Raw genomic sequence first — 19,194 nt, forward strand, 5'->3', positions numbered from 1 at the left:
AACCGCGTCGGCATCCGGTAAGTTCCAGGTGGACTACTGCAGCGCCGCAGCCTGAGCTGGACAACGCATCGACGAGCAGGGCACGGACGCCCGCAACAGGCGCTCAGCCATTCGCCACACTAAAAACCTGAGGAACAAGACATGACCATTCGCTTCGATGACCGCGTCGCCATCGTCACCGGCTCCGGCAACGGCCTGGGCCGCATCCACGCCCTGGAACTCGCCAAGCGCGGTGCCAAGGTGGTAATCAACGATTTCGGTGGCAGCCGTGACGGCATCGGCAGCTCTTCCGAGGCCGCACTAGCGGTGGTCGAGGAAATCCGTCAGGCCGGCGGCACCGCCATCGCCAACGGCGCCAACGTTGCCGACTACGAACAGGTTCAGGCTATGGTCAGGCAGGCCGTCGAGGCCTTCGGCCGCGTCGACATCCTGATCAACAACGCCGGCATCCTGCGCGACAAGTCCTTCGCTAAGCTGGAACTGGACGACATCCACGCGGTGATCAACGTCCATCTGATGGGGGCAATGTATTGCTCGAAGGCTGTCTGGGACCTGATGAAAGAGCAGAACTACGGCCGCATCCTGATGACCACATCGGCCGCCGGCCTGTTCGGCAACTTCGGCCAGGCCAACTATGGTGCGGCCAAGATGGGCCTGGTGGGCCTAATGAATATGCTGGCCGTCGAAGGCCGCAAGAACAACGTGCACGTCAACACCCTGGCACCAATGGCCGCCACTCGCATGACCCAAGACGTGCTGCCCGCGGATCTTCTGAAAATCACTGGCCCCGAACTCGCCACGCCGGCGGCACTGTTCCTGGTCAGTGAACATGCTCCCACCAAGCTGCTGCTGAGCGCCGGCGCCGGCGTATTCTCCGGTGCCCGTATGGAAGAGACCGCACCGGTATTCCTCAGCACCGAGCCGACTCCGGAAGACGTGGAAGAACATCTGGCGCGAATCACCGACTGGAACAGCGCGGCGCCACGCACCGACGCTGGCCAGCAGGTAGGCATGTTCGTCGAGACCGCGCTCAAAGGCATTCAGGCCGGCAACAACTGAGACATATTCCGGTTCAGGGCTGCTACTAAGTGACGCCAACTGTTGCCGCGGTGGCAGCCGCCTTGATTGCTTCTGAAATTATGGGCTGTTGATAACCGTGGCTGGCCGGATAGCGACGGCTTGAATTCGACCGCACCTGTGCAAGCATGGTCATAGAAAGCATTGTGCGTGAGCCCGCCATGAACTGCCGGTGAGGGATGTCCGCCTCTGGCCCAGACTGTGTAAAAACGTTGGCACCGACCTTGCTGTGATTTGATGGATTCAAATCAGCGGAGGATGCCGATGAAGCGTTTTATCCAGGGAGAGCATCGAGGCCAAAGCGTGCTGCTCCCCGAGAGCCTGGATGACTACGTAGCGGACACCAACCCGGTACGGGTGGTCGATGTTTTCGTCGATGAACTCGACCTCGGCCCGCTTGGTTTCGACGGTGTCGTCCCGGCGGAAACTGGCAGACCTGCTTACCATCCTGCCGATCTCCTGAAGATCTACATCTACGGCTATCTCAATCGCATCCAATCCAGTCGCCGGCTGGAGCGAGAGGCGCAGCGCAATGTCGAATTGATGTGGCTGACCGGACGTCTGATGCCGGACTTCAAGACCATCGCCAATTTTCGCAAGGATAACGGCAAGGCAATCCGCGGCGTCTGTCGGCAGTTCGTGGTGCTGTGCCAGCAGCTTGGTCTGTTCTCTGAAGCGCTGGTGGCCATCGATGGCAGCAAGTTCAAGGCGGTCAACAATCGCGACCGCAATTTCACCAGCGCCAAGCTTCAACGGCGAATGGCTGAGATCGAGTCAACCGCTACCTGACGGCGCTGGACACCGCAGATCGTCAGGAGCCTGCCGTGGCGCAGGTCAAAGCTGAGCGCCTTCACGACAAGATTGCGACCTTGAAAGCCAAGATGCAGGAGCTCAAGGAAATCGAGGTTCAGCTCAACGAAACACCGGATAAACAGATCTCCCTGACCGATCCCGATGCCCGCTCAATGAAGACGCGTGGCACCGGAATGGTCGGCTACAACGTGCAGGCGGCGGTCGACGCGAAGCACCACCTGATCGTGACGCATGAGGTCACGAACGACGGAGTCGATCGAGACCAACTAAGTTCAATGGCCAAGCAAGCCCGAGAAGCCATGGGCGTCGAGGAACTCTCGGCGGTCGCAGACAGGGGGTATTTCAAAGGCGAAGAAATCCTGGCTTGCCATGAAGCTGGAATCACTGTTTTCGTACCCAAGACGCTGACCTCGGGAGCGACAGCGGCTGGCCGCTTTGGCAAAGGTGATTTCATCTACGACGCAGCAAAGAACGAGTACCAATGCCCTGCTGGGCAACGCCTGATCTGGCGTTTCTCAAGCATCGAGAAAGGCCTGAAGCTGCACCGTTACTGGAGTTCGCATTGCCAAGGTTGCGCGTTGAAAGAGCACTGTACGCCTAGCCCCGAGCGACGAGTGAGCCGCTGGGAGCATGAGTCCGTACTCGAGGCGATGCAGAATCGTCTGGATCAAGCTCCTGAGATGATGCGAATCCGCCGTCAGACGGTCGAGCACCCGTTCGGCACGCTGAAGTCCTGGATGGGCGCCACCCATTTCCTCACCAGAACGCTCGACCGGGTGAGTACCGAGATGAGCCTGCATGTGCTCGCCTACAATCTCAAACGCATACTGCGCTTGATGGGTAGCGATGCCTTGATGGCGGCGATGAAGGCCTGAGGCCTGTTTTACGACTCTTGCCGCCCTCCAGCAGGCGCGCCGAAGCCGAAAGTACCATAACAACCAGAATCATCGATTGCGCTTGATTGGGCCTCCGGCGGCCTCCTGAACACTGAGAAAATCCGCCGACAGTTAATTGCCATCACTCGCTACGTTTTTACACGGTCTGGGCCGATAGCGACCACCACATCCAACGACCATCCTTGTTCTCCCTCATGTGGAGGACAAGCCATGAACATCACTACTACCCACAACCATCAGCCCTGGAACAAGGGAAAGCTGGTCGGGCAGAAACCCCGCTCCGGCTCAGAGATATTTGGGCAATCCGGGTAAGGCTACAAATTGCGGAGAGAACCCGGGATCTGGCTATTTTCGATCTGGCCATCGATAGTAAGCTGCGAGCCTGTGACTTAACCAAGCTTCGTGTGCGAGATGTATCGCATGGAGAGCACGTGTCGTCGCGAGCAATCGTGATGCAGCAGAAAACCCAGCGACCGGTGCAGTTTGAGATCACAGAGCAAACTCGGGTGGCCTTGGAAACCTGGATACATCAGGCCAAGCTCAGCAGCGAGGAGTGCCTCTTTCCGAGTCGGTTGCATAGTTCAGATCATCTCTCCACCAGGCAATACGCTCGGATCGTCAAATCCTGGGTGAGAGTCATTGGCCTTGATCCGGCCATGTACGGCACACACACGATGCGCCGCACGAAAGCATCCCTGATCTACCGCAGGACGAAGAACCTGAGAGCGGTACAACTCCTACTCGGCCATACAAAGCTTGAAAGCACTGTCCGATACCTAGGAATTGAGGTCGATGACGCCTTGGAAATGTCGGAACAGACCGAGGTCTGACCCTGCATGGCGACGGCCGAAATCGGACCGTCGCTATCCGGCTAAAAGCGAGCGTTCAGGGTAGGCAAAATTAATCTGCCACCTTTCCAGTCCTACTTCTTGCTGCCTCTGATATTGCCCACCACGCCACCGGCGACGGCACCGACCGCGGCGCCGGTCCAGCCGCTACCGCCAGCGATGGCAGCAATGCCGGCGCCAGCGGCGGCACCAATAGCAGCACCGCTCAAGGTGCCCTGCTGCTGGGAACTCATCGAGGTGCAGCCGATCAGGCCCGCTGCGACGAGGACGGCGGCAAACGCTAGGAACCCTTTCATGTTCATCTCCGCTACTTGTTCTGCTGCAAGCCGGGCACGACCATCTCGAACCAGATGGTCTCGATGACCGGCCGGTTCACGCGGTCGGGGTTGGCGGCATACCACTGGTCGAGCCCATCGCGCACGGTGTCGAGCGTGTGGCCCTTCAGGCCCCTGCCGAAACGGGGAATCAGGCTCTGCTCATCGGACGGCGGTTTGATTGCGTGGTAGGCCGCCTCCACGTGGAACGCGTTGGCGATACCGATGAGATAGGCTTTCTTGAGTTCCAGCGATGATTGCGTCCATTGCTCGCCGGTAATCATGGGCACCTCGTCAGCACCCCAAGCCGTCGCCAGGGTCACGCTCAGCGCCAATGCCAGCATGCCCATTCGAACTGTCTTCATCGTCTCCTCTCCTCGTCAGGCTGAACCTCACGTCGTGGCACGGCCTCCATGCCCGACCACTGGCAGGGAGGCCGTATCGATGACTCAGTAAGTGTAGGTGGCGGGATGCAAACCGCCGCAGCCTTCATTCAGACCATTCCCGGCCGTCACTTCCGGGTCGATCAGTTGAGTCCGCAACCCAAAGCTGCCGGTGGCGAAAGGCAGCAACCGGATGAATCCGCAGCTGTCATTGAAAAACACTCCCGTGAGCTGGTTAAAGCTGAAGTCGAACAAAACAAACAAGCGCTAGCGGTCTGCAAACAGGCGCGCCAGCACCACTCCCGCAGTGTCTCGTACCGAGCATTGCAGGCAGTGGTGCATTGTTAATGGCGGTGGCTTTTACCAACATGGGTGTGGCCAACATCTGGAAGCACACTGACACCGCCAGTCGTGTTCAGGCGCTGAAGGATTCCACACTCATCTACACCCCGCCCAAAGGCGCAGCGGTGTCGCAACTCAACCAACTGTTGTTGCAGTGCCAGCAGGTTGGTCACGCGCTCTTTTACATGCTCGATGTGCTCATCCACTAAGCTATTCACACCCTCACAGTTTTCCTCTGGCCGATCCATCAGCGCCAGCAAGCTTCTGATCTCGTCCAGGGTCATGTCCAGTGTTCGGCAGTTACGAATAAACGTAAGCCTCTCAAGATGTTCACTGCTGTACAGGCGGTAATTACCCTCGCTGCGAGCCGGGGCCGGCAATAGCTCCTCACGCTCGTAGTAGCGAACCGTTTCAACCTGGCAATCGGCAAGCTTGGCCAGCTCTCCAATTCTCATGAATTACCTCTTCGACAAACGCTTGACCCTGTAGTGGCTTCAGGGTGTTCACTCTGCATAACTGATCAATGAGGATACCCCCATGGCTGGCTGCTGCGGTGACGAACACAAATCTGAAGCGGTTCCAACGGATGTCTGCTGTGACCCCAGCGAGACGATTCAGTGCTCCGCCACAGCCGCCTCAACGGGAAGTGTCCTAGCCGGCTCCAGGCTCAGCAGCTTTCGCATTGAGCAAATGGACTGCCCTACCGAACAAACGCTGATTCAGGACAAACTGAGCAAGCTCGCAGGCGTAGATAAGCTCGACTTCAACCTGATCAATCGCATTCTTGGGGTATGGCACAGCTTGCCCTCGACCTCGCCTATCGAAGCGGCGATCTCGTCTCTGGGCATGCAAGCAGAACCACTATCTGCTGACGGGCAAGCCCGCATCAATATTGAACAGATGGACTGCCCAACGGAAGAAAAGCTGATTCGCGACAAGCTGTCCTCACTACCGGGCATCAGTGAGTTGGAATTCAACCTGCTTCAGCGCGTACTGACGCTTCGTCACACAGCAGATGCACTGCCAGTAGCGCTGGCAGCTATTCGCGGCCTTGGTTTCGCTCCGGTGGTTGAGGGTTCAGGAACACCAAACGAAGAAGTGCAAGGGGCCCCTAGCAAGAAGACCTGGTGGCCTTTGGCACTATCGGGCGTAGCCGCCGTATTGGCTGAATTGTTGCACTTCGCCGAGCTTGCTCCCGAATGGGTTGTGGCTGGCGTGGCACTGCTCGCCATTCTGCTGTGCGGCCTGACGACCTATAAAAAGGGTTGGATCGCCCTGAAGAACCGAAACCTGAACATTAATGCGCTGATGAGCATCGCGGTAACCGGTGCGGTACTGATTGGGCAATGGCCAGAAGCGGCCATGGTCATGTTCCTCTTTGCTGTCGCCGAGCTGATCGAAGCGAAGTCGCTGGATCGGGCTCGCAACGCCATCCGTGGCCTGATGGATCTGACCCCGGAGCGCGCCACGGTGCAGCAGGCCGACGGCTCGTGGCTTGAAGTTGACGTCAAAACCATCGCCGTAGGCGCGTTGGTCAGGGTTCGACCTGGCGAGCGAATCGGCCTCGATGGCGAGGTAACTTCCGGCAACTCCACCATCAACCAAGCGCCCATCACAGGGGAAAGCCTGCCCGTAGAGAAAACCATCGGCGCCCCGGTTTTTGCTGGAACCATCAATGAAGCCGGCTCGCTGGAATACCGCGTCGTGGCCGCCGCTGCCAACACCACCCTGGCCCGAATAATTCACGCGGTCGAAGAGGCGCAGGGCTCACGCGCGCCGACCCAACGCTTTGTCGATCAATTCGCCAAGGTATACACCCCTGTCGTATTCCTATTCGCCCTGGCTGTCGCCATAGTGCCACCGCTGTTTATGGCCGAGCCCTGGTACGACTGGATCTATCGCGCTTTGGTACTGTTGGTTGTCGCCTGCCCTTGCGCCTTGGTCATCTCGACCCCCGTCACCATCGTCAGTGGCCTGGCTGCGGCTGCGCGCAAAGGCATCCTGATCAAAGGCGGTGTCTACCTGGAAATCGGCGGCAAGCTTGGCTTCCTGGCACTCGACAAGACCGGAACCATTACCCACGGCAAGCCGGTGCAGACCGATTACATGCCGTTGGTTGAGCAGGACTCAGAACTCTACCGCGCACATTCCGCCAGCCTCGCCAGTCGGTCTGACCATCCGGTTTCGCAAGCGATAGCCAAGCATGCCACTGAGAATGGGCTGACGTTTGCCGCCGTTGAGGGGTTCGAAGCCCTACTGGGTCGAGGTGTACGAGGCACCATCGAAGGCATGGATTTCCACCTGGGTAACCACCGCCTGGTGGAAGAGCTTGGCCTCTGCTCACCAGAGCTGGAAGCGATACTCGAACGCCTTGAACGCCAAGGTAAAACAGTGGTGGTGCTGTGCAGTCCACAGCGTGCCATTGCCATGTTCGCAGTTGCCGATACCGTAAAAGACTCCAGCTGCAAGGCAATTGAGGAGCTTCACGCGCTCGGGGTGAAGACTACGATGTTGACCGGCGATAACCCGCACACCGCAGAAGCCATCGCAAAGCAGGTAGGTATCGACGAGGCACGCGGCAACCTCCTCCCGGTTGATAAGTTGCAAGCCATTGAAGCATTGCAGGCGCGCGGCTATGTCGTCGGAATGGTCGGCGATGGCATCAACGATGCACCGGCGCTGGCAAAGTCTGAAATCGGTTTCGCCATGGCCGCCGCCGGCACGGACACCGCCATCGAAACTGCGGATGTAGCGTTGATGGACGACGACCTGCGCAAGATCCCGGCCTTCATCCGCCTATCCCAACAAACCGCAGCCATCCTCAAGCAGAACATCGTGCTGGCGTTAGGGATCAAGGCCCTGTTTCTCGCCATTACCCTAACGGGTCAGGCCACCATGTGGATGGCCGTCTTTGCAGACATGGGCGTAAGCCTACTGGTGGTGTTCAACGGCCTGCGCCTTCTTAAAAAGTAGGACAGGAGGATTGGAGATGAACGCAGCACTGCAACTTGCGATTGAACAAGCCCTTCAACAGGCCGAGCACGCCATGCAGGAAAGACGCAGTGCAGATGCCTTTCGATGGCTAGAGCGCGCGCACATCCTGACCCAGCGCCAACCCTTGCTGCATGCCAGGTCACACTGGCTGATGCTCGCGCTCGGCTGGCAGATCGGCGATTATCGCGAGGTCGCGGGGCAAATACCCCGCATTTTCGCGGCCCTGCTGTTCTCCAAAATTTGGGTGCCTATCGGCAATACAGGGCGTTCCAAGATCAGTGCTTTCAGGCCCATGCCGGTTCCTGAAGAATTACAGAAATTGCTTGTAAACGACGACCAAAACCCATCCAGTCGGTGATTGTGCCTATACAAATCGATCTCGCCACCCAGCCTCCTTGCTCACTTGCTTAGGTGATCGCCCAGTCCGAAGTGGTGATCTCCATTAGCCCGTTCGTTGAAGCGCGTGATTCAAGATAGGTCTCTGTCGCTGTAGCCCGAGTACCAGTGAGCCGCTGCGCTAGTCAGGTTGGCTTGGTCAGGTGCTGCCGTTTAAGGTCCGTATATGGACTCCCCTCATTGCAAGCCCCCTTCGCTTTGGCGCCCGTGGCAGTGGGTCGCCCACACGCAAGAGATCCGCGACTACAACTCAGGGCGCGCCGAACAGCATCGTCCAATATATTCCCGCGGCGCTACGCGATTGCGCTGCATAGGCCGCGCCAACCTGGGTAAACAGCGGGGTCATCAGGTTGGCGCAATGCCCGGGGCTGGCCAGCCAGCCTTCCAGCGCCTGGCTCGATGAGCCTTGTCCGGCGGCGATGTTCTCGCCGATCTGCCGGCCACGGTAGCCGGCGGCCCGCGCCCGATCCGCCGGCGAATCACCGTCGGGGTCCTGGTGTGCGAAGTAGTTGCCGTTGGCCATCGCCCGACTGTGTTCCTGGGCCGCCGCCCCCAGGGCGGAATTCCAGGTCAATGGCCGTGCGGCGGCGAAGCGCCGACGACCACACAGGCGCGGCTTCGCCCGTGCCGCGTTGACCTGGACCAGCAAGGCCTTGCCCGCCGCCCTCCAATCGCCCAGATGGTTATCGAACAAGGGCCGTGCCAGTACCACCCGCCACTTGCTTCTTGTGCGACTGACGCCGATATCGGCGAATTGCGTATCGAGCAGGGCCCTGCAGTAACCGCGCCGGAGCATGGCAAAGGCTGCCTCGGCATCCTCCGCCCCGACCAGGCGGATGGTCCGCACCGTCATCGTCTGATAGCCGGAAGCCTTCAACGCTTCCCGCAAACCGCCGTTAAAGCCGACCGGCAAGGCCAGGCTCGACTTCAGCGCCAGCGGCGCCAACGCCTGGACCGTGCGTCTCTCGCAGCGCTGGGGTTGGGCGCGGTAATCGTTGATGGCCGCCAGCAATTGCCTTTCCCCGCTGGCATGGGCGGGACTGGCGAACAGAGGGAGCAACGAAATGAGGCAAAACGAGACAATGCGGGAGGTACGGGCGGATTGGCGCATGAACGGCGAACAGCTCTGATGGGATGACGACGGCATTGGCGATAAAGGCGAGGCAGAAGACCGGGGAAGCGCCTTGCTGAAGTTGCTGGCAACTGGACTTCGAGACCGGGCTAAGACTGCGGGCCGCAACGCAAGGTTCACGGGCAAAGGGGACAAATTTGCGATTGGAGCGGTGTGTCCGTTTCTGACCCTGCATAGCGACGGTCTGGCTTCAACCGTCACTATGCATGGTCAGGCCTCGGTCTGCTCCGCTATTTCCAAGGCGTCATCGACCTCAATTTTTAGGTATCGGACGGTGCTTTCAAGCTTCGTATGGCCGAGCAGGAGTTGGACTGCCCTCAGGTTCTTCGTTCTGCGATAGATCAGTGATGCCTTCGTACGCCGCAGCGTGTGGGTGCCATACATGGCTGGATCAAGGCCAATGGCTGTCACCCAGGCTTTGACGATTCGAGCGTATTGCCTGGAGGAGAGATGATCTGAGCCGTGCAGCCGGCTCGGAAATAGGCAGTCCTCGCTGCGGAGCTGGGCCTGATGTATCCAGGCCTCCAAAGCCGCCCGGGTTGCTCAGTGATCTCAAATTGCACTGGGCGCTGAGTTTTCTGCTGCATCACGATGGCTCGCGACGACACATGGTCTCCATGGGCTATGTCCCGCACACGAAGCTTGGTTAAGTCGCAGGCTCGCAGCTTGCTGTCGATCGCCAGGTCGAATAGAGCAAGATCCCGGGTTCGCTCCGCGATCTGGAGCCTTACCCGGATGGCCCAAATATCTCTGAGCCGCAGTGGGGCTTTCTGCCCGACTAGCTTTCCCTTGTTCCAAGGGCAATGGTTGTAGATGGCGCTGGATTTCATGGCTTGTCCTCCGTGTTGAGGGAGGGCAAGGGTGGATCAGCCACGGCACATGGTCGCTAACCGGCCATGAACTGCCCTTCGAGTCGCCTCATCAGCACCTCACGCGACATTGAGGGCGCTGGCTAGCAGTCACTCGCGCACTTTGCCGGTGACTGGATTGATTGGGCGACTCGATGCCGAGCGCGAGTGACTTTAATCCACGATCTGTTCTGCAGCGGTATCGGCGGCGGGGTCCTGTACACGCTCTTTCGGCTTTGACTGAATACGTCGCGCTTGTCCGCGCTGCCGCTTTGCCTGCTGCTTCGCATGCAGCACCTGAGCCGCCGTCACCGCGCCAACTGCCTGGCCGCTCAAGTCCAAGCGCGGCGCATTCTCCGTCATGCTTGCCCAGTATCGACTCCCCCGGCACCAGGTCGCGATGCCCAGTTTGAGCTGCTCGCTGGAGATTCCGAGCAGCTCCAGGTGTTGCTCGGCATCCTTGAAAATGCCCTCCTTGAGCGGAACCTTAGGGGCTGGATTGACCGGGAAGGCTAATGGAAAGTGCTTCTGTAATCGCCAGATCGCTTCAACCGCAGGATCTTGCTCACGAGGCTTCGCTTGCAGGGAGGACTTCCGTTTGCGCGGCTTCGTGCTATCAGTCTTTACCTGCTCATTTTCAGCCCGCAGGCGGTCACGTAGCTCAGCTAGTTGTTCAAAACCCATCGTTCAGTTCGCAGTTTCATGGTTGATTCGTTGCGCAAGATTATCCCATGCAGTCTTTGGGATCAGCCTAATCAGGCCGGCGCCTCGCCTGGGAACGCCGGCAGCCCGTACGTCAACGCAAGTTCCAAGGCCAGTTACAAGGGGTATAACTACCAGAACAAAAGGCGGGTCACCCAGAATAGGCCCTCCAAAGACAGCGCCCGGGCTAGGCGGCCCAGGCCTGATCGGCGCCTGCGGCGCGGAGCGATGTGATGAGTTTCAGAGCATGGCGATGGGCTCGCAAGAGTCTTCTTGGCTGCATCGAGCTGGCCTTGCTGGTCGCGCCACTGTGCGCCAGCGCCATGTTCAAGTGCCAAGCCAGGGACGGAGCCATCAGCTACACCAGCCAAGCCATCGCCAGCGGCCGCTGCACTCGCCTGAATGGCATGGCGGGTGTCGGCGCCAAGGCAATGGCCCTGCCACGGCTTGTGCGGGACGACAACTCAAGCGCGATGCGGATTCGGGTGTACACCTTCGTCCACAAGGGTATTCGTCAATATGTGAGCCGGCGCCCAGTCGGGATCTCCGCACGGGTCGATATCCTTGAGCTCTATTACATCAAGGGCTGCTATCTGTGCATGGCGCCGAAGGATTTCAAGGTCGCCTCACTGCGCCTGGACACCCATTCCTATCGTCGGGAGATTGAAGCCGCTTCGGGTCATTATGGTGTCGACAGGGCGCTGGTCCGCGCAGTGATCCATGCCGAATCGGCGTTTCGCCCCAACACCATTTCCGAAGCCGGCGCCCAGGGGCTGATGCAGTTGATGCCAGCCACCGCCGAGCGCTTCGCCGTGGACGATCCGTTCGACGCACGACAGAACATTCGTGGCGGCGTGCGCTACCTGGCCTGGCTGCTCAAGCGCTTCAACGGCAACCAGGTGCTGGCGTTGGCAGGTTACAACGCCGGAGTACAACGGGGTGCCTCCCTACGCCGAGACGCAATCCTACGTCACCCTCGTGCAGTCCTTGACCGAACGCTATCGCAACCATCGCTAGTACCGTAGGGCGCATAACCCGGTACGCGAAATGTGCGAAAGTTATCCGAGCTAGCTTGCATAGGACTCGAGAGAGAGCACCAGATTTGATCGTTGATTGTTCGGCGCTTGGCACTCGAAACGCTTTCACACAGCCTGGGCCGATTGCAGCCGGTCGTTACTACGGTGTGACTGGTTAAACCGCATGCAAGCGGATGGTCGACACGAATGCAAATACTTGGTCAGGAGGGATGCAATCGGGTGGTCAAGTCAGTGCAATTACGCAGGCTGCCGACGAAATCACTTTCAAGGTCGTCAAGACCGGCACCCTCAGCCACGAACGATTAACCATGGAAACCGGTGCTCGAGGCGTCTAGTACCAGGCCGCTACCCTTCTCTACGACGCCCGGGCCTTGAGTTACAACCAGGCTGAGCTGGGGGACCTGCTGATGGTGGCGCTGCCAAATCGACCGTCCACCAGCATTCTCCGCAAGATTATCGAGGCGCGCCGGGTGAAAGAATGCGACTACCGCTTGTTCCGCTCGGCGTGCGACGAACACGGCCAGCGCTACCCAAAAGACAAACTCCCCCTGGTCTTGCAGCGCATCACCGACAAGAAAATACGAACTATTCAGCCGTTCCCCGCCCTGGCTGCGAATATGGCTAAAGAAGCTGAGCAACGCGGTACTACGTACAACTTCTCAAAACCACAAAACCCAGCAATTCCGGGGCCTCCAGAGCAGTTCTCAGAGTAGTTTTAAGCAGAAAATCAGGAGCTGGTTAATACTTAAATCGTAGGACTGATTACAGGTGACCGCCCCAGACGAGAGGGCGGGAGTCAGAATTAGCGGCTTGTCCGGGCCTTTTTCCTCTCTTTTGTACCAGGAACTTCGGCCCTTGGTTTTCAGGGGTACGACTAGGGCGCCCAATGAAAAATAAGAATCGTCCCTGCACCACCCACCAGCAGCGGGTGGCTGCATGAGCACAACACAAACAGACGACGAACTATGGCAAACCCGAGTGCATCATATGGGCAACCTCAACTTGATACGCTCCGCCAGCAAAAACTGGAACGAGGCTACCCGTGGATGCGGCGAGCACACCCAGGTCAACCTGATGCAGCAGATCGATGCCCTTGACGACGAACTGGCCATGGCCGGAAAGTCTATGGCAGGTGCGGCATGAATACTGCCTTCCTACTGATGGCCCAGTACAACGGCCAAGCAATCATCCCGCTTGAGCGCGTCTGTGCTGACTATTTCAGCCACCTGACGCCAGAGAAAATGAAACTCAAGGTCGCCGCCGGACAAATCGACCTGACACTGGTACCGATGGAGAGCAGCCAGAAGTCAGCGCGAGGCGTTCACCTGTCTGATCTGGCTACTTACCTCGACACCCAGCACAGCAAGGCCAAGGCGGAGCACGACAAATTGATGGGGCGAGGCATACGTCGAGTGTCCTAACCCAACACGGCCCCAATCACGGGGCCCGTTACAACCCTCTCCAGCCATGGCCAATCCTTGTACGGATCGCCATTCCCCCGTAGGTGCGTGTAGCGCCGCATCGAGTTCCAATCCCGATGGCCCGACACGCTGGCCGCTTTCGGAATATCCCAACCCATTTCAAAAAGCCGACTCACGCCGTCATGGCGCAGGTCGTGAAAATGCAGATCGTCAATCTCCAGAAAACTGCAGGCACGTGTAAACGACGCGGACACTGATCTGGCGTTATAGGGGAATACCTCGTCAGCAACCCGAGGCATTGACTGCAGGATGCGCCAAGCCTCATCTGGAACCAGGCACCACACGTCATTGCCGTGCTTCTGGCCTGGATTCTTCATATCGGTGATCAGCACCCGCTGGCCTGGCTCATCCATAGCACCCCAGCGAATGCGCGTGATCTCCTCTTGCCGGCGCGTTGAGAACAGCGCGAACACGGTTACTCGCACCATGTCGATCTGTTGCTTGCGGCGGTCGCGCATCTCGGAGAAGTAAGCCAGCAGCTTGTCCAGTTCATCCAACGTGGGCCGGCGCGTCCTTTCCTTGCTCTTGGTCACGGCACCCATCTTGCGCAGGACCCGGCGCGCGTCAGGCATCGCCATCGGGTCAATGTCATAACCCCATGCTGGCCTTGCTACAGAGAACACTGCGCCCAGGTGAGCCAGGTCATTGCCGAGCGTCTGCGCCTGAATGCCGTCCTCTTGCATCCGGCGATTGCCGTACTCGACCAACCGCTGGCTGGTGATGTGCGAGTCTTCAAGTTCGCCCAGCCATGTCTCGCTGATGGCCTTGAGCGTGGCGCGCTTGGTCTTGCCCAGCGGCTTGATCTTTTCATACTCATCAAGGTAGCGCTTGATCATTTCCTTGACCGTCACGCCCTTGCGATTTGCTTTAGCAATGGCGCCTGGCTCAGCCAATTCCGTCTCGCGCCGCTTGACCCAGGCCTGCGCGGTGGCCTTGCGGTCGAAGGTCTGGCTTTCCTGATAAACTGTTGCGCCCTGCTGCATGATCCTGATTTGCGCGGTATACCGTGCAGACCCGTCCTTGCGCTTGCGGATAGTTATAGAGCCCATGATTTTGCTACACGACTGATTTGCGTTGCTACATTGTAGCAACGCACTCTCAGAAACGAGCAAAAATAAGCGAAAACGGTAGCAAATGAGCGAAGCAGAAAACCCCACAAATACAGCTACAGCGCCCATAACAGAGCGGCCAGAGCCAAATAGGAGGTTTTCTGTTGCGCCGATGATGGATTGGACTGATCGACACTGTCGCTTCTTCCTGCGCCTGCTGTCCAAACATGCCCTGCTGTATACCGAGATGGTCACCACGGGCGCGTTGCTGCGCGGGGATCACGCGCGCTTCCTGCGCCATGATGAGAGCGAGCATCCGCTGGCGCTACAGCTCGGCGGTAGCGTGCCTGACGAGCTGGCCGCGTGCGCGCGGATGGCCGAAGAGGCGGGCTACGACGAGGTCAACCTCAACGTCGGCTGCCCCAGCGACCGGGTGCAGAACAACATGATCGGCGCCTGCCTGATGGGCCATCCGGCGCTGGTGGGCGACTGCGTCAAGTCCATGCTGGATGCGGTGGCGATCCCGATCACGGTCAAGCACCGCATCGGCATCGATGGCCGCGACAGCTACGCCGAGCTGTGCGACTTCGTCGGCCAGGTGCGCGACGCCGGTTGCCGCAGTTTCACCGTGCATGCGCGAATAGCCATCCTCGCCGGTCTGTCGCCGAAGGAGAACCGCGAGATCCCCCCATTGCGCTACGACGTGGCGGCGCAGCTCAAGCGCGACTTCCCGGATCTGGAGATCATCCTCAACGGCGGGATCAAGACCCTGGAGGAGTGCCAGAACCATCTGCAGACTTTCGACGGCGTGATGCTCGGCCGCGAGGCCTATCACAACCCTTTTCTGCTGGCGGAAGTGGACCGCGCGCTGTTCGGCGGCGACGGGCCGATCATCAGCCGCGCCGAGGCACTGACGCTGATGCGCCCGTACATCGAGCGCCACCTGGCCGAGGGCGGGGCGATGCATCACATCACCCGCCACGTCCTCGGCCTGGGCACCGGTTTTCCAGGTGCGCGACGTTTTCGGCAGATGCTGTCGGTGGATATTCACAAGAGTAAAGAGCCGCTGGCGTTGCTCGATCAGACCATCGAACTGCTGCAAGGGCGATAACCACACACGTAGTTCCGTAGGGTGGAAGGCCACCCCGTGGAAAACCGCGAAGCGTTTTCCACCCACTCTCCACGGGCGGATGAGCAGACTGCGGAGAGGGCTCGACCCGCGGTGGATGTGCTGCGCGACATCCACCCTACAAGATCGAGCTGCCCCCCGGAACTATGGAACCAGTACCACTCGCCCGCCCTTCGGGCAGCCTTCCATATAACGGTGGGCTTCGGCGGCGGCTTCCAGTGGCAAGACTTTCCCGACTTCGGTGGTCAGCAGTCCGTCGCGGGTCATCTGGTTAATTGCCACCAGCGCGCGCTGCAACGCCACTTCGTCCTGAGGAATGCTCAGCTCCGGCTTGCCGGTGAAATTGCCCAGACAATGGACGAAGAACTGAATGTTCTTCTGGAACGCTGCACAGGCCGGGAACGGCGTTTCGTTGCCGCCCTGCAATCCGTACAGGACCAAGCGACCACGCGGGGCGAGCACATCTCCGAGCAGACACATCTGCGGGCCACCGAGGCCATCGAGGACGATATCCACGCCGCGGCCATCAGTGATCTTGGCGATGCGGCCGACCAAGTCTTCTTCCTCGGTGACGATCACCTTATCGGCGCCCAGCGCGAGTAGGGCTTCGCGGTCATCCGCATCCTTGGTGGCGGCGATCATCCGCAAACCGAGCGCCTTGCCGAGCTGCAACATGGCCGGACCGCCACAGTGCGCGGCATCGGTGAGCAGTACGCTTTGCCCGGTTTCTGCACGAGCCAGGTCGACATAGGCGAAATAACCAGTCAGCAGAGCGGTGTAATGCACCGCGGCTTGCTGGGCGCTGAGCTGTTCGGGGTAGCGGGTCAGCGAACTGCGCGGCATGACCAGTTGTTCGCCATACGCCGGATAGTCGTTGGCGCTGTGTGCCGGGAAGCTGGCGACCTTATCGCCTACCGACAGATCATCAACACCCTCGCCCACCGCCAGCACCTCACCGGCCAATTCGTGGCCGATGCCGGCTGGCAAGCGAGCCTGGCTAGGTGCCAGGTTCTGCCGCCAGAGCACGTCATGCCAGCTCACGCCAATCGCTTCGACGTGCAGCAATACTTCGCCCGGGCCAGGTTGGCCGGACTCTACCTGTTCTATCTTGAGGACTTCGGCAGGACCAAATTGGTGAAAGCGAATCATGCGGGACATCACGAACCTCGCCGGTTATTTCTAATGGCCCGGACTTTATCCGGGCTTTGAGATTAAGACTACCCGCTGCCATCGATAGTGCACATAGACAGCGATGATGCAGCGACTTGACGTGACCAACCCGCCGCTTCAATCCTATTCGCCTGCGAAACCGAGGCCAGCCGAATGAACCGTAACGATCTACGTCGCGTCGACCTCAACCTGTTGATCGTCTTCGAGACGCTGATGCACGAGCGCAGCGTCACCCGCGCGGCGGAAAAACTGTTCCTCGGTCAGCCGGCGATCAGTGCCGCCCTCGCCCGTCTGCGCAGCCTGTTCGACGACCCGCTGTTCGTCCGCACCGGCCGCAGCATGGAGCCTTCGGCGCGCGCCGTGGAGATCTTCGCGCTGCTTTCGCCGGCGCTCGACTCGATTTCCACCGCCGTCAGCCGCGCCGCCGACTTCGATCCGGCCACCAGCACCGCGGTGTTTCGCATCGGCCTCTCCGACGACGTCGAGTTTGCCCTGCTGCCGGCGCTGCTCAAGCGTCTGCGCGCCGAAGCCCCAGGGGTGGTGCTGGTCGTGCGCCGGGCCAACTATCTGCTGACGCCTAGCCTGCTGGCGTCCGGGGAAATTTCCGTGGGGGTCGGCTATACCATCGAACTGCCGGCCAACGCCAAGCGCAAGGTGCTGCGCCGCAATAAACCCAAGCTGCTGCGCGCCGATAGCGCGCCAGGCGCGCTCAGCCTCGACGACTATTGCGCGCGGCCGCATGCGCTGGTGTCCTTCGCCGGTGACCTCAGCGGCTTCATCGACGAAGAGCTGGCCAAGCTCGGCCGCAGCCGCCATGTGGTGCTGGCCGTGCCGCAGTTCAACGGCCTCGGCACCCTGCTGGCCGGTACCGACATCGTCGCCACAGTGCCGGACTACACCGCCGCTGCCCTCACCGCCGCCGGCGGTCTGCGCGCCGAGGACCTGCCGCTGGAGACCGGCAGCTTCGAACTGCACATGGCCTGGCGCGGCGCGCAGGACAACGATCCGGCCGAACGCTGGTTGCGCTCGCGCATCCAGATGTTCTTCGGCGATCCCGACAGCCTGTAGGATGGGTTGAGCGCAGCGATACCCATCAATCCGATCCCGCATGGGTATCGCCTACGGCTCAGACTACGCGTCCCGACCCATCCTACGTCCACGTCGATACAACACCGCCTTCCATCATTCAGATTGATATTCAACTTCGCCCGGTTCGATTCGTCCTCGACAAACCCGCGTCGCAGACTGCGCCAATCCTAAAAAACGATTGGCGGAGTCACCCATGGAACAGTCATCCAAGGCCTTGCGTTATCCCCTCGCCGCGCTTTCCCTGCTGATTCTTGCGGCCTGTGGGCGCGCACCGGAACAGGCCGCGGCCACCCTGCCCGCCAAGGTCAGCGTCGCTACCGTGATTGAGCAACCGATCAACGAGTGGGACGAGCTCACCGGCCGCCTGGAAGCGCCGGAATCGGTGGTGGTTCGCCCGCGGGTGTCCGGCTACATCGACCAGGTGGCCTTCAGCGAAGGGTCGCTGGTGAAGAAAGGCGATCTGCTGTTCCAGATCGACCCGCGCCCGTTCGAGGCCGAAGTCCGCCGCCTGGAAGCTCAGCTCCAGCAAGTCCGCGCCAACCTCAGCCGCACCGAGAACGAAGCTCGCCGCGGCGAGCGTCTGCGCGCCAGCAACGCGATCTCCGCCGAACTGGCCGATGCCCGTGCCAGCGCAGCGCTGCAGGCCCGTGCCGAAGTCGCGGCGATCCAGGCTGGCCTGGAAGCGGCGCGCCTGAACCTCAGTTTCACCCGCGTCAGCGCGCCGATCGACGGCCGCGTCAGCCGCGCCGATGTGACCACCGGCAACCTGGTCAACGCCGGCGAAACCCGCCTGACCAGCCTGGTCTCCACCGACAAGGTGTACGCCTACTTCGACGCCGACGAGCGTGTGTTCCTCAAGTACAACCAGCTGGCCCGCCAGGGCAGCCGCGGCGACACCACCCCGGTATACCTCGGCCTGTCCGACGAGGACGGTTTCCCGCACCTGGGGCAGATGGACTTCATCGACAACCAGGTCGATCCAAAGACCGGCACCATCCGCGGCCGCGCGGTGTTCGACAACCGCAACGGCGAGTTCACCCCGGGCCTCTACGCGCGCTTGAAGCTGGTCGGCAGCGCCACCTACGACGCCGCGCTGATCAAGGATTCGGCCGTCGGCACCGACCTCGGCAAGAAGTTCGTCTTGGTCCTCGCCGAGGACGACAAGGTCGCCTACCGCGCCATCGAACTCGGTCCCAAGCTGGAAGGCCTGCGCATCGTGCGCAGCGGCCTGGCCAAGGGCGAGAAGATCGTGGTCAACGGCCTGCAGCGCGCCCGCCCGGGCATGCCGGTCAGCCCGGATGCGGTGCCGATGGCAGATGCGGCCACCCTCGCCGCCCTCGCCGAACAACGCAACGCCGTGGCCGCCAGCAATCCGCCCCGAGTTGCCGAACGCCAGCCCGTCAACCGCCCAACCACGCCGCGCGGCTAAAACCAGCCCGTCTTCCAGCCCCGTTTCGGCGGGGCGACGGGACGGTTTTGCCTGAGAATCCTGAG

Annotated in this window: 17 protein-coding genes and 4 pseudogenes; 13 read left to right on the forward strand and 8 right to left on the reverse strand. The window is 60.3% G+C overall.

Annotation, left to right across the window (positions count from 1 at the left end; all coding sequences use genetic code 11):
* Nucleotides 1-141 precede the first annotated feature (141 nt).
* From NVV93_RS10965 to NVV93_RS10975, 3 genes and pseudogenes are all read left to right on the forward strand, one after another.
* Nucleotides 142-1,059 (forward strand): SDR family NAD(P)-dependent oxidoreductase, encoded by a 918-nt coding sequence (locus tag NVV93_RS10965; RefSeq protein ID WP_258250694.1) that lies wholly within the window; start codon nt 142-144, stop codon nt 1,057-1,059.
* Nucleotides 1,060-1,341: 282 nt separating this feature from the next.
* Nucleotides 1,342-2,765: pseudogene (locus NVV93_RS10970) on the forward strand (IS1182 family transposase).
* Nucleotides 2,766-2,996: 231 nt separating this feature from the next.
* Nucleotides 2,997-3,616: pseudogene (locus NVV93_RS10975) on the forward strand (tyrosine-type recombinase/integrase).
* A gap of 92 nt (nt 3,617-3,708) precedes the next feature.
* Here NVV93_RS10975 and NVV93_RS10980 read toward each other — a convergent pair.
* Together NVV93_RS10980 and NVV93_RS10985 are read right to left on the reverse strand one after the other, a co-directional pair.
* Nucleotides 3,709-3,930, reverse strand: a complete 222-nt coding sequence (locus NVV93_RS10980; RefSeq protein WP_258250695.1) for a YMGG-like glycine zipper-containing protein — start codon at nt 3,928-3,930, stop codon at nt 3,709-3,711.
* Nucleotides 3,931-3,941: 11 nt separating this feature from the next.
* On the reverse strand, nt 3,942-4,313 hold the full coding sequence (locus NVV93_RS10985; RefSeq protein ID WP_258250696.1) for a hypothetical protein: 372 nt from the start codon (nt 4,311-4,313) through the stop codon (nt 3,942-3,944).
* Nucleotides 4,314-4,418: 105 nt separating this feature from the next.
* Here NVV93_RS10985 and NVV93_RS10990 point away from each other — a divergent pair, with 105 nt between their 5' ends.
* A complete protein-coding gene (locus NVV93_RS10990) occupies nt 4,419-4,679 on the forward strand; it encodes a hypothetical protein (RefSeq protein ID WP_258250697.1) in 261 nt (86 codons plus the stop codon).
* Here the strand turns inward: NVV93_RS10990 and cadR are convergent.
* On the reverse strand, nt 4,676-5,128 hold the full coding sequence (cadR, locus tag NVV93_RS10995; RefSeq protein WP_258250698.1) for a Cd(II)/Pb(II)-responsive transcriptional regulator: 453 nt from the start codon (nt 5,126-5,128) through the stop codon (nt 4,676-4,678). The two genes, NVV93_RS10990 and cadR, sit on opposite strands and share 4 nt — an antisense overlap.
* A 235-nt stretch (nt 5,129-5,363) precedes the next feature.
* On the opposite strand from cadR, the gene NVV93_RS11000 reads away from it, so the two are divergent.
* A complete protein-coding gene (locus NVV93_RS11000) occupies nt 5,364-7,646 on the forward strand; it encodes a heavy metal translocating P-type ATPase (RefSeq protein WP_258254339.1) in 2,283 nt (760 codons plus the stop codon).
* 16 nt (nt 7,647-7,662) lie between these two features.
* Nucleotides 7,663-8,025, forward strand: a complete 363-nt coding sequence (locus NVV93_RS11005) for a DUF3703 domain-containing protein (RefSeq protein ID WP_258250699.1) — start codon at nt 7,663-7,665, stop codon at nt 8,023-8,025.
* A 288-nt stretch (nt 8,026-8,313) separates the two neighbouring features.
* Here the strand turns inward: NVV93_RS11005 and NVV93_RS11010 are convergent, their stop codons facing one another.
* From NVV93_RS11010 to NVV93_RS11020, 3 genes and pseudogenes are all read right to left on the reverse strand, one after another.
* Nucleotides 8,314-9,174: a CAP domain-containing protein gene (locus NVV93_RS11010; RefSeq protein WP_258250700.1), complete on the reverse strand. Its 861-nt coding sequence runs from the start codon at nt 9,172-9,174 to the stop codon at nt 8,314-8,316.
* A 231-nt stretch (nt 9,175-9,405) separates the two neighbouring features.
* Nucleotides 9,406-10,025: pseudogene (locus tag NVV93_RS11015) on the reverse strand (tyrosine-type recombinase/integrase).
* Between the two features lie 192 nt (nt 10,026-10,217).
* Nucleotides 10,218-10,727: a ProQ/FinO family protein gene (locus tag NVV93_RS11020; RefSeq protein WP_258250701.1), complete on the reverse strand. Its 510-nt coding sequence runs from the start codon at nt 10,725-10,727 to the stop codon at nt 10,218-10,220.
* Between the two features lie 251 nt (nt 10,728-10,978).
* On the opposite strand from NVV93_RS11020, the pseudogene NVV93_RS11025 reads away from it, so the two are divergent.
* The 4 genes and pseudogenes from NVV93_RS11025 to NVV93_RS11040 all read left to right on the forward strand — a co-directional run bounded on the left by NVV93_RS11025 (nt 10,979) and on the right by NVV93_RS11040 (nt 13,203).
* Nucleotides 10,979-11,762: pseudogene (locus NVV93_RS11025) on the forward strand (lytic transglycosylase domain-containing protein).
* A gap of 391 nt (nt 11,763-12,153) precedes the next feature.
* Complete coding sequence (locus NVV93_RS11030) at nt 12,154-12,495, forward strand: hypothetical protein (RefSeq protein ID WP_258250702.1); 342 nt, start codon at nt 12,154-12,156, stop codon at nt 12,493-12,495.
* A gap of 223 nt (nt 12,496-12,718) precedes the next feature.
* On the forward strand, nt 12,719-12,925 hold the full coding sequence (locus NVV93_RS11035; RefSeq protein WP_258250703.1) for a hypothetical protein: 207 nt from the start codon (nt 12,719-12,721) through the stop codon (nt 12,923-12,925).
* Complete coding sequence (locus tag NVV93_RS11040) at nt 12,922-13,203, forward strand: pyocin activator PrtN family protein (RefSeq protein WP_258250704.1); 282 nt, start codon at nt 12,922-12,924, stop codon at nt 13,201-13,203. The genes NVV93_RS11035 and NVV93_RS11040 overlap by 4 nt, the downstream gene beginning before the upstream one ends.
* On the opposite strand, the gene NVV93_RS11045 is transcribed toward NVV93_RS11040, so the two are convergent.
* A complete protein-coding gene (locus tag NVV93_RS11045) occupies nt 13,200-14,312 on the reverse strand; it encodes a tyrosine-type recombinase/integrase (RefSeq protein ID WP_258250705.1) in 1,113 nt (370 codons plus the stop codon). The genes NVV93_RS11040 and NVV93_RS11045 overlap by 4 nt on opposite strands.
* Nucleotides 14,313-14,397: 85 nt before the next feature.
* On the opposite strand from NVV93_RS11045, the gene dusA reads away from it, so the two are divergent.
* The gene (dusA, locus tag NVV93_RS11050) at nt 14,398-15,423 is read left to right on the forward strand and encodes a tRNA dihydrouridine(20/20a) synthase DusA (protein WP_258250706.1); all 1,026 of its coding nucleotides are present in this window, start codon (nt 14,398-14,400) and stop codon (nt 15,421-15,423) included.
* A 162-nt stretch (nt 15,424-15,585) separates the two neighbouring features.
* Here dusA and NVV93_RS11055 read toward each other — a convergent pair whose 3' ends face one another.
* Nucleotides 15,586-16,599, reverse strand: a complete 1,014-nt coding sequence (locus NVV93_RS11055) for a zinc-dependent alcohol dehydrogenase family protein (RefSeq protein ID WP_258250707.1) — start codon at nt 16,597-16,599, stop codon at nt 15,586-15,588.
* A gap of 165 nt (nt 16,600-16,764) precedes the next feature.
* Between NVV93_RS11055 and NVV93_RS11060 the strand changes: the two genes are divergently transcribed.
* Both NVV93_RS11060 and mexE read left to right on the forward strand, forming a co-directional pair.
* Complete coding sequence (locus NVV93_RS11060) at nt 16,765-17,679, forward strand: LysR family transcriptional regulator (RefSeq protein WP_258250708.1); 915 nt, start codon at nt 16,765-16,767, stop codon at nt 17,677-17,679.
* Between the two features lie 214 nt (nt 17,680-17,893).
* Nucleotides 17,894-19,129, forward strand: coding sequence for a multidrug efflux RND transporter periplasmic adaptor subunit MexE (gene mexE, locus NVV93_RS11065; RefSeq protein WP_258250709.1), 1,236 nt, complete (start codon nt 17,894-17,896; stop codon nt 19,127-19,129).
* Nucleotides 19,130-19,194 lie beyond the last annotated feature (65 nt).

The sequence above is a fragment of the Pseudomonas sp. LS44 genome, from assembly GCF_024730785.1.
GTDB lineage: Bacteria > Pseudomonadota > Gammaproteobacteria > Pseudomonadales > Pseudomonadaceae > Aquipseudomonas.